Annotated in this window: 13 protein-coding genes; all 13 read left to right on the forward strand. The window is 63.3% G+C overall.

Annotated elements, in window-relative coordinates; all coding sequences use genetic code 11:
* Positions 1-81: 81 nt before the first annotated feature.
* The 13 genes from CWE01_RS24520 to tpx all read left to right on the forward strand — a co-directional run bounded on the left by CWE01_RS24520 (position 82) and on the right by tpx (position 12,117).
* Entirely contained in the window at positions 82-684 is a 603-nt protein-coding gene (locus tag CWE01_RS24520; RefSeq protein WP_100943133.1) for a transposase, read from the forward strand.
* Between the two features lie 73 nt (positions 685-757).
* A complete protein-coding gene (locus CWE01_RS24525) occupies positions 758-2,368 on the forward strand; it encodes a ShlB/FhaC/HecB family hemolysin secretion/activation protein (protein WP_100943281.1) in 1,611 nt (536 codons plus the stop codon).
* 22 nt (positions 2,369-2,390) lie between these two features.
* Positions 2,391-4,229 (forward strand): DUF2341 domain-containing protein, encoded by a 1,839-nt coding sequence (locus CWE01_RS24530; protein ID WP_100943134.1) that lies wholly within the window; start codon positions 2,391-2,393, stop codon positions 4,227-4,229.
* 11 nt (positions 4,230-4,240) lie between these two features.
* Positions 4,241-4,666: a biopolymer transporter ExbD gene (locus CWE01_RS24535; protein WP_100943135.1), complete on the forward strand. Its 426-nt coding sequence runs from the start codon at positions 4,241-4,243 to the stop codon at positions 4,664-4,666.
* A 2-nt stretch (positions 4,667-4,668) separates the two neighbouring features.
* A complete protein-coding gene (locus tag CWE01_RS24540) occupies positions 4,669-5,373 on the forward strand; it encodes an energy transducer TonB (RefSeq protein ID WP_100943136.1) in 705 nt (234 codons plus the stop codon).
* A 40-nt stretch (positions 5,374-5,413) separates the two neighbouring features.
* Complete coding sequence (locus CWE01_RS24545) at positions 5,414-7,111, forward strand: putative porin (protein ID WP_100943137.1); 1,698 nt, start codon at positions 5,414-5,416, stop codon at positions 7,109-7,111.
* Between the two features lie 16 nt (positions 7,112-7,127).
* Positions 7,128-7,775, forward strand: a complete 648-nt coding sequence (locus tag CWE01_RS24550) for a DNA repair protein (RefSeq protein WP_100943138.1) — start codon at positions 7,128-7,130, stop codon at positions 7,773-7,775.
* A gap of 20 nt (positions 7,776-7,795) precedes the next feature.
* Positions 7,796-8,281 (forward strand): YbjN domain-containing protein, encoded by a 486-nt coding sequence (locus CWE01_RS24555; RefSeq protein ID WP_100943282.1) that lies wholly within the window; start codon positions 7,796-7,798, stop codon positions 8,279-8,281.
* A gap of 65 nt (positions 8,282-8,346) precedes the next feature.
* Entirely contained in the window at positions 8,347-9,231 is an 885-nt protein-coding gene (locus CWE01_RS24560; protein WP_371917158.1) for a peptidylprolyl isomerase, read from the forward strand.
* A gap of 57 nt (positions 9,232-9,288) precedes the next feature.
* Positions 9,289-10,266, forward strand: coding sequence for a LysR family transcriptional regulator (locus tag CWE01_RS24565; RefSeq protein WP_100943140.1), 978 nt, complete (start codon positions 9,289-9,291; stop codon positions 10,264-10,266).
* A gap of 92 nt (positions 10,267-10,358) precedes the next feature.
* Positions 10,359-10,892, forward strand: a complete 534-nt coding sequence (locus CWE01_RS24570) for a GNAT family N-acetyltransferase (protein WP_100943141.1) — start codon at positions 10,359-10,361, stop codon at positions 10,890-10,892.
* 68 nt (positions 10,893-10,960) lie between these two features.
* Positions 10,961-11,455 (forward strand): hypothetical protein, encoded by a 495-nt coding sequence (locus CWE01_RS24575; protein ID WP_100943142.1) that lies wholly within the window; start codon positions 10,961-10,963, stop codon positions 11,453-11,455.
* 161 nt (positions 11,456-11,616) lie between these two features.
* Positions 11,617-12,117 (forward strand): thiol peroxidase, encoded by a 501-nt coding sequence (gene tpx, locus CWE01_RS24580; RefSeq protein WP_100943143.1) that lies wholly within the window; start codon positions 11,617-11,619, stop codon positions 12,115-12,117.
* The last annotated feature ends 79 nt before the right edge of the window (positions 12,118-12,196 follow it).

The following is a 12,196-nucleotide window of genomic DNA, read 5'->3' on the forward strand; positions in this document are numbered from 1 at the left end:
GGATATGTGAAGCGGTCAAGGGCACGCAAGGGGACATGTCCCCACGCCCGTGGCAAGGCCGGGAGAGAGACGAGGAGAACTATGGAACGTTACTCGAAAGTGGGCATGCAGGAACTGGATCAGCGCTTGTCGAAGATCGTCGAGGCGGCACGCAAGAAGCCCGTCTCGGTCTATCGCTACGGCGCACCCTGGGTCTGGATTGTCTCCCAGGACGATTGGCAGGGCGCCTTGAAGGAAGTCTCCAGCTACATCCCGCCCGGCCACTCGCTGGTGTTGCTGCGTCCGCAGATCGATGACCTGCTCGACGACGATCGTGAATTCCTGCGCTCGCTGAATGCCGACTCCGGCATGCAGATCGCCCCCCAGACCGTCATGCACATTCTCTTGCTGCAACTGCTGTATTCGGTACCCAGCGAACAGCAACTCTATGAGCAGCTCAACTACAACCTGCTGTTCCGCTGGTTCGTCGGCCTCGACCTGAACCAGAAGGTCTGGAACTTCAGCGTGCTGAGCAAGGACATCGCCACGCTGCTGGACCACCCGCAGGCGGTGCTACTGATCCAGAAAATCATCGGTGAAGTGTTCTGCGGCGCCTTGCTGCAAATGCCGGAGTTCTCCCTGAACTTTGCCCAGTTGCATACCTGGCTGGCCCGGCATCCGTCGATATCGACCGTGAATAACTGAAGTGTCCGGGGTATTGACCCGGGCCCATACGGCCTCGACTGCGTTCGTGGCCATTTTGAATCAAGGGGGCGGTGTGGAGCATTTGTTCTTCAAAAGGGCACGACCGGGACTGGCCGGGCACTGGCTGCCGGTGTGCGGCGGCCTGGTCCTGGCAGTGCTGGGACGCCCGCTGCTGGCCGATGACGTGCCAGCCAGGCTGGTTGACGTCAACGAGTACGTCGTGCGTGGCAACACCGTACTGCAAGCGCGGGATATCGAGGAGGCGGTGTACCCGTTCCTCGGTCCGCAAAAAAAACTGAGCGATATCGAGGGGGCCCGCGAGGCCTTGCAGAAAAGCTACCAGGCCAAGGGTTACCAGTCGGTGTACGTCGAGCTGCCGGAGCAAAAGGTCGAAGGCGGTATCGTCTACTTGCAGATCAGTGAAACCAAGGTCGGCCGGGTCCGCGTGGTCGGTGCCCAGCACTATTCACCGGTGGAGATCCGTGACGATGTCCCGGCCCTGAAGGAAGGCGATGTACCGAACTTCGCCCAGGTCCAGAGTGAGCTGGCGGCGCTGAACAAGAGCCCCGGCCGCCAGGTTATGCCGCTGGTCCGCGAAGGCCAGCGCCCGGGGACCATGGACGTCGACCTGCAAGTGGACGACAAGAACCCCTGGCATGGCAGTGTCGGCCTGAACAACGACCACAGCGCCGACACCAGGGATCTGCGCGCCGTGACCTCGATCGGCTACGACAACCTCTGGCAGTTGGGCCACAGCATCTCCCTGACCTATTTCACCGCACCCGAGGACCAGAGCAACGCCAAGGTCTGGTCCGGCTCCTACAGCGCACCGTTGAACGAGCGCTGGGCCGTGCAGTTTTCCGGTTACCAGTCCGACAGCAACGTCGCCACCATCGGCGGCAGCAACGTGCTCGGCAAGGGCCATTCCTATGGCGTTTCGGGCATCTACACGGTGCCGGGCGGCGGCATCTGGTCCAATTCGCTGTCGCTGGGGGTGGACTTCAAGGACTTCGAAGAACAGCTCAAGTTCGGTGGCAGCAGCGACACCGTGCCGCTCAAGTACGCGCCGTTCACCTTCGGCTACAACGGCTACCGCTACACCGAGAAATCCCAGCTGGGCCTTGGCCTGAGCCTGGTGGTCGGGACCCGGGCCTTCTTCGGCTACGGCAGCAACGACCAGGACTTCGACAACAAGCGTTATCGCGCCAGCCCCAGTTTCGCCGTGCTCAAGGGTGACCTCAGTTACACCCAGGACATTTTCGGCGAGTGGCAGAGCGCGTCCAGGACCTCGTTCCAACTGGCTTCCGGCCCGTTGATTTCCAACGAGCAGATGTCTGCCGGCGGCGCCACCTCGGTGCGCGGTTACCTCGCCGCCGAGGCCACCGGCGACCAGGGCCTGCTGTTTTCCCAGGAGCTGCGCACGCCGTCCCTGGCCAAGTACCTGGGCAGCTATGTCCAGGAGTGGCGCTTGTATGCCTTCGCCGAGGGCGCGCAGTTGTACTTGCGCGAGCCGCTGCCTGAACAGAAGGCCGACTACAGCCTGGCCAGTGTCGGTCTCGGCACTCGGGCCAGCCTGAGCAAATGGCTGTCCGGCAGTCTCGACTGGGGCTATCCGCTGGTGAATGGACCGAACACGCAGAAACAGGACTCGCGCTTGCACTTCAGCCTGCAAGCGACTTTCTGAACCTTATTTTGGAGCAATTTCCATGCAGCGCCTGATGATATCCCTGTTGATCTGCCTGGGCCTCGTGCTCCCGGCGACCGCCAATGCCTGGTGGCAGGACGACTGGCACTACCGCAAGCAGATCAGCGTCGACACCACGCCCCAAGGCGCGGCGATCAACGACGCTCCCGGCCGCACCAGCCTGCTGGTACGCCTGCACACCGGCAACTTCACCTTCGACGGGGTCAAGGAGGATGGCTCGGACCTGCGCTTCGTCGCGGCGGACGACAAGACCCTGCTCAACTACCAGATCGAAAGCTTCGACCCGCTGATGGGCATGGCGCTGATCTGGGTCGATGTGCCCAAGGTCGAAGGTGCCCAGCGCCAGGACCTGTGGATGTACTACGGCAACGCCAAGGCCCCGGCGGTGAGCAACGGCCAGCTGGCTTTCGATCCCAACTACACCGCGGTCTATCACTTCGACGGCGCGGCGGGTACGCCACCCAAGGACGCCACCGCGTTCGCCAACAACGCGCAGAACGCCACCGGCAGCCGTATCGATGGAGTGATCGGTGGTGCCTTGCAATTGGCTGGCCAGGCCTTGTCGCTGCCGGCCAGCCCGTCGTTGCAATACAGCGCCGGCGGTGCCCTGACCCTGAGCGCCTGGGTGCGCCTGGACCAGGCCACGGGCGAGCAGTCGGTGATAGCCCGCCGTGAAGGTGCTCATGCCTTTGTACTCGGTGTCAGCCAGGGCACGCCGTTCGTGGAGGTCAATGGCCAGCGCGGGGTTTCGACCCAGGCGCTGAACCCGGGACAATGGCAACACCTGGCTGTCACCGTCCAGGGCAGCAAGGTGACGCTGTTCGTCAACGGTCGCGAGACCGCGAGCCTGGCCCAGGAAGTTCCGGCGTTCAACTCGCCGATCACCGTGGGCGCCGAGCTGCCGGTAGCCGCAGCCGATCCGGCAGCCACGGTCGCGGCGCTCTACCAACCGTTCCAGGGCGCCATCGACGAACTGCGTCTGTCCAAGGTCGTGCGTCCGGCCGCCGCGTTGCTGGCCGATGCCATGTCCCAGGGCGCCGAATCGAAGCTGGTGGTCTATGGCGCCGACGAAGAACAGTCAGGCTTCGGCTTCGGCAGCCTGGGCTTCCTGCTCAAGGCGGTGCCGGCGGACGCCTGGGTGATCATCGCGGTCCTGGTGCTGATGATGTTCCAGTCGTGGTTCATCATGATCCGCAAGAACAGCGCACTGGGCCGGGTCAGCCGGGCCAACGAAGTCTTCCGCGAGCAGTTCGCCCAGATCGGCACCCGCCTGGAAATGTTTGCCGACGACCAGGACCTGGCCCGACGCCTGGAGCATTCCTCGCTGTGGCGCCTGTACCTGGTGGCGGTCAAGGAAATCCGCACCCGTCGCGCCCAGGGCGCCGATACCTCGTCGGTCTCGGCAGCGACCATCGAAGCCATCCGCTGCTCCATGGACGGCGTGCGCACCCGGGAAAACCAGCAGTTGGGTTCGAAGCTGTCGACCCTGTCCAACGCCATCGCCGGCGGCCCGTATATCGGCCTGCTCGGCACGGTGCTGGGGATCATGGTGGTGTTCCTCGGCACGGCCATGGCCGGTGACGTCAACATCAACGCCATTGCCCCCGGTATGGCGGCGGCTTTGCTGGCCACGGCCATGGGCCTGTTCGTCGCGATCCCGGCCCTGTTCGGCTACAACCGCCTGATCACCCGCAACAAGGAAGTCAGCACCGACATGCGGGTATTCGTCGACGAGTTCATCACCCGCCTGGCCGAAATGCATGGCGAAAGCCAGTCCCACGAACATGCCCAGCGTCGTGGTGTGCATGCCGATCCACACACCACGTCGATTCCGGCCTGAGGGGAACAGCCATGGCTAGCGTAAATGCCTCCCACGACGATGACGATGATGCCCCAGTGGACAGCATCAACATCACGCCCCTGGTGGACGTGCTGATGGTGGTGCTGGTGATGTTCATCCTCACCGCCACCGCGCAGGTCTCGGGCATCCAGATTCACCTGCCCAAGGCCAGCGCCTCGGTGTCGCTGTCCCAGGCCAAGACCAAGGCCATTTCGGTCAACGACGGCGGCCAGGTCTTTCTCGACGCCTATCCGGTGACGCTGGCGGAGCTGGAGGAGCGCCTGCGCATCGAGAAAGCCCAGAGTCCGGACTTTCCGATCATCGTGCGCGGCGACGCCACGGTGCAGTACCAGAAAGTCATCGAAGTACTCGACCTGCTGCGGCGCCTGGAGTTGTCCCAGGTCGGGCTGGTCACCGGCAAACCGACCCAGGGCTGACCATGACCGCGAAATTACCGATCAGCCCCGATCCCGTGCAGAAGTCGCCGTTGCGCCCGTTGAAATGGGGCGCGGGACTGCTGCTGGGAGCCGTTGCGGCCTGGTTCCTGTGGCAGTGGGCCCACGACATGAGTGGTGTGCGCCGGGAAGCGCCGAAGGTCCCGATGCTGATTCCGTTGCCGCCGCCGCCGCCCCCACCGCCGGAGCCTGAAAAGCCCAAGGAGCCGGAAACCCCGGTGGAAGAAAAGATCCCCGAACCGACCCCGGAACCGGAACAGGTCAAGCCCCAGGAGGAAGCACCGCCGTCACCGGTCAACGACCTGGAAAACCCGATGCAGATCGACGGCGATGCCCAGTCTGGTGGCGACGCCTTCAACATCGGCGCGGGCAAGGGCGGCGGCATGGCCGGAGCAGGAGGCGGGCGGCTGGGTAACGGCACCTACAGCCAGTTCCTGGCTTATTCCTTCCAGCGTTTGCTCAAGGAAGACCCGCAACTGCGCAACCTGGCTTTTTCGCTGCAGACCGATATCTGGCTGAGCGCGGCCGGGGAGATCACCCGGGTCGAGCTGGTCAAGTCCAGCGGCGATCCGAAGCTCGATGCCCAGGTACTGGCAGCCCTGCGCGCCGTGCCGCGTTTGAGCGAACGGCCGTCGGCGTCGATCACGCTGCCGGTCCGTATTGCCTTGCAAGGCCGGCGTCCCGGCTAGTTCAACCCATTCGCAGTCTTGTCATAGGAGTTGTGTGCAAATGATTTCCAATGTGAATCGATTGAGCCTGGCGGTCGGCCTGGTCATCGCGACCCTGGTCGGCCAGGCGGCAGCGGCGACGCCCGCCGCGCCGTCGGAAAACGCCACGATCAACCTGATCCGCCTGCTGGTGCAGCAGGGCGTGCTCAAGCAGGAACAGGCCGACGGGCTGATCGCCCAGGCCGAGAAAGAAGCCGTCCAGGCGCGCCAGGCCAGTGCCGTTGCCGCCAGCGGGCCACCTGCGACGCCGGGCGAAGTGCGGGTGCAGTATGTCCCGGCGATTGTCCGCGATCAGATCCGCGACCAGGTCAAGGCCGAAGTCATGGCCACCGCCAAGCAGGAAAACTGGGCCCAGCCCAACACCTTCCCGGACTGGGTCTCGCGCATCAGCTTCGACGGCGACCTGCGCCTGCGCGATGAGTCGCGCTACTACTCCGGCAGCAACAGCAACCAGATCGTCGACTTCGCCAAGCTCAATGCCAGCGGCCCCTACGACGTCAACCCGAAAACCAGCACCAGCCTGCCACCCTTGCTCAACACCCGTGAAGATCGCGGCGATTCCCTGCGCATCCGCGCCCGCTTGGGCATGAAGGCGATTATCGCGCCGGACTGGACGGCGGGTATCCGCATCGGCACCGGCACCGACAACAACCCGGTCTCGACCACCCAGGTCCTCGGCGGCGGTTTCGCCAAGAAAGACCTCTGGCTCGACCAGGGCTACCTGACCTGGAAGTATTCCGATCGCCTGAGCCTGACCGGCGGACGTATCGCCAACCCGTTCTTCTCCACCGACATGCTCTATTCCTCCGACCTGAACTTCGACGGCGTGGCGGCGATCTTCAACCAGAAACTGAACGCCGACTGGGGTGTGTTCGGCACCGTCGGCGCGTTCCCTATCGAGTACAGCTCCGACACCGCCAGCAGCAACGGCTACGACAAGGAAAAGAGCGCCGACAAGTGGCTCTACGGCCTGCAGGCGGGGGCGACCTGGCAGTTCAGCGAGCACAACAAGCTCAAGGGGGCGTTGGCCTACTACCGTTTCGACAACATCGAAGGCCAGCGCTCCGACGTCTGCCAGCCCTGGGCCGGGGATCCGGGCTGCAGTTCCGACGGCACCCGCGCCGCGTTCATGCAGAAGGGCAACACGGTGTTCCTGCTGCGCGACATCGCCATCAATCCACTGACTCCGACCACCACGGCACAACCGCAATTCGTCGGACTGGCTTCGAAGTTCAACCTGCTGGACCTGAACCTGGTGCTCGACAGCGACCTGCCGGAAGACTTCAAGCTGCGCAGCCAGGCCGACTACGTCCACAACCTGGGCTACAACGAAGGCGAAATGAACCGGCGGGCGGCAGGCCAGATCGTCAACAACCTGGACGGCGACGGCAAGATCCAGAGTGGCGCCAACGCCATGATGGTCCAGTTCACCCTCGGCAACGCCCTGGACCTCAAGCGCCAGGGCGACTGGAACGTCTTCGGCGGCTACAAGTACATCCAGCCGGATGCCTTGCCCGACGGCTTCAACGACAACTCGTTCCACCTCGGCGGGACCAACGCCAAGGGCTTCTTCCTCGGGGCCAACTACGGCCTGGACAAGAACGTGATCGCCACCGCGCGCTGGCTCAACTCGGAGGCGGTGTATGGCGCGCCGTTCGATATCGATGTCATGCAGCTTGAAATCAACACGCGCTTCTAAGCGCGAGGGAGAACCCATGAACATGCGAGCCCAGGTGCGTTGGTCGGCATTGTTGCTGGTGGTTGGCGTTGCACTGGCCAATGGCGCGTCGGCCGAAGGCATGGAAGAACGCCTGCGCACCCAGCTGCGCAGCACCACCCAGCAACTGCAAGCCTTGCAGAGCGAACAGGCCCAGGCCGGGGCGGCACGGATCGCCGCCGAGAACCAGGCCAAGGCGGCCCAGGCACAGATCAAGCAGCTCGAGGCGGAACTGGCCAAGGCCAAGGGTCTGAACGAGCAGTTGGCTGGCCAGCAACAGAACCTGCAAAGCCAGGCCCAGGCATTTGCCGTGGCCAGCAACGAGCAATTGGGCAAGTTCAAGAAGGCCTATGACGACCTGCTGGTGCTGGCCAAGGCCAAGGAAGCCGAGCGTGCGCGTCTGCAGGGACAACTGAGTGAACGTGACACACAAGTGCAGCAATGTTCGGTCAAGAATCAACAGATGTATGGGGTCGCCAAGGAGATCCTCGCCGCCTACGAAAAAATCGATGTGGCCGAGGTGATGAAGATCCGCCAGCCCTTTGCCGGCAGCGCCCGGGTCAAGTTCGAGGAAATGGCGCAGACCTTCGGTGACAACCTCTACAAGAACCAGTTCGATGCGGCCCACGCATCCCTCAATCAATGACCCACAAGGAAGAACAACTCATGAGCGAACACCTGATCGAGCACGTCACCCCGGACAGCCTGACCGAACTGCTGCAAGGCGCCGGTTACCGGGTCAATCGCACCGAGCAGAACGGTATCGTGCAACTGCTCAGCGCCAGCCAGGGCATCGGCTATGCCGTGCGCTTCGGTAATCCGGCGGCCGGCGAGGGCGGTTATGTCGACTTCACCTACAGTTGTGCCCTGCGCGTGCAAGGTGAACTGCCAGCCGGCCTGGCCGAGTTGTGGAACGTCTCGCGACGTTTTGCCCGGTTGTCGGTACAGGGCGAGTTCCTGGTGATGGAAATGGACGTGGTGGTGGCCGCCGGTGTCAGCGCGAATTATCTGCGTGGCAACCTGGAACTCTGGGATCGCCTGCTCCAGGAGTTCATCGTCTACCTGCGTGACTACAGCCAGCAGGCGGCACAGTTGAACGCTGTGTCCCCGGCTGCGAAAAAGGCCGCAGTCCCGGAGGAGGCGGCCCTGTGAAAAAGAGCACTTTCCTGGCCAGCGCTGGGGCGCTGGCCTTGCTGGCCGGGGCGGTCGCCCTGGTCATGCGCCCAGGTAACGATCCGGTGGCCGCCGTGCAGCCGGCATCGGCCGTGGTACAAGCGAAGTCGAACGCACCGGCGGTGGCCCGCCTGGGCAATCAGCAAGTCGACACTCTCGAACTGAAAGCCGTGTTTGCGGCCCTGCCGGCCGATTCCCGCGAGCAACTGCGCGGTAATCGTGCTGCCCTGGAAAGCTGGCTGCGGACGCGCCTGGCGGAAAAGGCGCTGATCGAACAGGCCGACGCTCAGGGCTGGGCGCAGCGTCCGGATATCGAGCAGCAGACCCGCGCCGCCGCCGAGCAGATCGTCTTTCGCAGCTACCTGGCGTCGGTCAGCCAGGTACCGGCGGACTACCCCAGCGCCGAGGAACTGCAACAGGCCTATGACAGCGGCAAGTCGGCCTGGCAGACGCCGCCGTTGTACCGGGTCAGCCAGATTTTTCTCGCCGTGCCGGATCAGCAGTCGCTGGAGAGCGTGCGTAAACAGGCGGTCGAGCTGAGTCGCCGGGCCCAGGCCGCACCGGACGAGTTCGCCGTGCTGGCGGGCCAATACTCCCAGGATCGCGAAAGCGCCAAGCGCGGCGGCGATGCCGGCCTGCAACCGCTGCAGCAACTGCTGCCGGAGGTTCGTGGCGCGGTGTCGCGGCTCAAGGCCGGTGCGGTAGCGGACCCGGTCCAGAGCCCGGCGGGCTTTCATATCGTCAAGCTCAACGAAATGCAGCCGGCGCGTACCGCGACCCTCGACGAACTGCGTGACCGTCTGCGCGAAGCCTTGCGCAGCCAGCGCCAGGAACAGATTGCCAAGGCCTACCTGGCGGGCATGCTCAACACCGCGACCCTGAGTATCGACGGTGCGGCCCTGAACCAGGTGCTGGAAGAAAAACCCTAACAGGAAATTGCCATTGGATGGTTGGGTGTCCCCGGATGCCGACAGGGAGTCAGTATTATGTCGTTGAATGAACACGCCCCGCGCACGGGCGTCATGGAGTACCGCAGCCCGAGCGAGCCGAACGAGACCTGGCAGGCCTTGGCCAGGTTGATCGAACCGCAGACGGCCCAGGTCTTTCTGGCCAGCGCCCGCTGCGGCTGTTTTATGCAGGCGGCGCGCAGCTTGAATATCAAGTCGACCCAGCTGCGCAAGCAGTTGGCGTTACTGGAAGAGCGCGTCAATCGACCGTTGTTCGTGTATGAGGGCAGCAACCTGATCCTCAGCCGCGACGGCCAGCAGTTGCAGGCGCAACTGATCGCCCTGGCCCATGAGCGGCGCCTGCCGATCATGGAGCAACCGCTGGTACGCCTGGCGATTGCCGAGTCGATCCTGCACGACATCCTCGGTCGCGACCTGATCGCGCTGTTGCGGCGCAATGCCAGCATCCGTTTGGAAATCATCTCGGTGGACAGTGTGATGTCCTTGCAGGCCTTGAGTGCCGACGTGGTGGTCTGGCTGTGCGGTCCGGACTCGCCGGTCTCGGGGCCGAGCTTCGCTACCAGCCCGCCGCGGCCCCTGGCGCGGCTGGATTACCTGCCGCATATTGCCAAGCGTTATTCGCGGGTGGCGGCGCGCCCGGATGTGATTGCCGATCTTGAAGACTACATGCTGGTGCAATGGCAGCACGACCGGCAGATCGATGACTTCCAGCCCTGGAATCACTTGGTGGAGCAGCGCCTGGCGGGGGTGGTGCAAGTGCATTCCTACGAACTGATGCTGGAAATGATCCGCTGCAGCGCCTGCATTGGTTTGTTGCCTTGCTATATCACCCGTTTCGATCGGGGGCTGGTGGCGCTGCCGGGTCTGTTCGACGAGAGCATGCAGCGTCGCGCCTGGCTGGCGACCCGCCGCGAAGCCGAGGGCAGGGAAGAGGTGCAGTTGCTCGTCGACCTGGTGCTGGGGACGTTCAGGGAGCGGCGGGAGTGGTTTGAGTAATGCGCTGAGCGGGCTGACAAAGCAGGCTTTGCCAGCCCGTCGCAAACCGCTCTACACTGGCTGGCCTTGTTGTTTTTATGGATAAAAAAACGATGTCAGCCGACACCCCCTCCATCGTTATCGAGCGTTTCCGCGAAGCCCACGTCGACGGTATCACCGCGCTCTACAACGAACCCGCCGTCTGCCGCCAGGTGCTGCAAATGCCGTTTCAGTCCGCCGAGGTCTGGCGTCAGCGGCTGATTCAGCGCCAGGACAATGAACGCCTGGTCTCGCTGGTGGCGCTGCATCAGGGTGTGGTGATCGGCAGTTGCTCCCTGGAACAGTACACCCGTGTGCGCCGCAGCCACGCCGGCACTATCGGCATGGGCGTGGCAACCGCCTGGCAGGGCAAGGGTGTCGGTTCAAAACTGCTGGCCGCCGTGCTGGATGTGGCCGACAACTGGATGAACCTGCATCGCGTCGAGTTGACGGTGTATGCCGACAACGTTACCGCCCAGGGGCTGTACCGCAAGTTCGGTTTCGAGGACGAGGGCGTGATGCGCGACTACGCGATTCGTGACGGTGGTCTGGTGGATACCCTGAACATGGCGCGGTTTCGCCGGCAAGGCAGTGCCCAGTCGAGTTAATCACACGCCCCACGGTGCGATCTGCCATGATCAAGCCTTCGATTCAGGTTCACCCACGGAGCGCTCCAATGAATGGTGTACAGCAACTGGGGGAAATGCTTCGGCACTACGCCGATACCGAAACACACAAGAAGCAACTGTTTGAAAAGCAATCGGCGCACTGGACGGCGCGTATCGTCGAGTTGTTCGATCGCATGGAACAGTGGCTGGAACCGGTAAAGAGCCCGGGCCTGCTGGAAACCCAACGCGAGGCCTACGTGGCTTTCGGCCCCAACCTGGCGGTGGAAGCCTCGACCTTCAAGACCCAGAAGCTGACGATCCAGATCGCCGGCAGAGTGATGGAATTTGTCCCGGAAGTCATGGGCACCGGCGGCACGATTTCCATCGCGGTCATGGGTCACACGGCGGCCCGGCATGGCAGCGTTTCGCTGGTGGGCGTGCCGGGGACTGGCGATTGGCAGTGGCGCAAGACCAACGGCCTCAAGGACGCGGACATCTACCCGTTCGATGCCGACTTCCTGGCCTTGCAGTTGCAGAGCCTGATCCCTCGCGAATATCACTGAAGCGTCTGCTGTGATCGCGCCCGGATTCCCACAGGAAAAAAAGCCCGAGAGGATTTGCCGGAGCGCAAATCCTGTGACACTTTATCTGCCCCATAGGTCGGGTGGCATTTTCATGTTTAACTCCGGCCTCTTTATCGAAACCGTTTAGAAGGATTCAGTTCATGGCTCAAGTCACCCTCAAAGGCGGCCCGGTTCAGGTCAACGGTCAACTGCCGCAGGCCGGCGACAAGGCTCCAGCGTTCTCCCTGGTGGGCGCGGGTCTGGCTGACGTAACGCTGGGCAGCTTTGCCGGCAAGCGCAAAGTGCTGAACATTTTCCCAAGCGTCGACACCCCGACCTGCGCCACCTCGGTGCGCAAGTTCAACGCCCAGGCCAACGACGTGGCCAACACCGTGGTGCTGTGCATCTCGGCTGACCTGCCATTCGCCCAGGCCCGTTTCTGCGGCGCCGAAGGCCTGGAAAACGTCCTGAACCTGTCCACCCTGCGTGGCCGTGAGTTCATCAAGGACTACGGCGTTGAAATCGCTGACGGCCCGCTGGCCGGCCTGACCGCTCGTGCCGTCGTCGTGCTGGACGAGAACGACAACGTGCTGCACAGCGAGCTGGTCAAGGAAATTGCCGAAGAGCCTAACTACGAAGCAGCCCTGGCTGTTCTGAAGTAACGGCGAGGAGCCGGTTTGCGGTGAAGGCGAGAGCACTATCGCCAGCAAGCCGGCTCCACAGTTTTTTGAGTCCGACGAT

Source organism: Pseudomonas sp. QS1027 (assembly GCF_002814235.1).
Taxonomy (GTDB): Bacteria; Pseudomonadota; Gammaproteobacteria; order Pseudomonadales; family Pseudomonadaceae; genus Aquipseudomonas.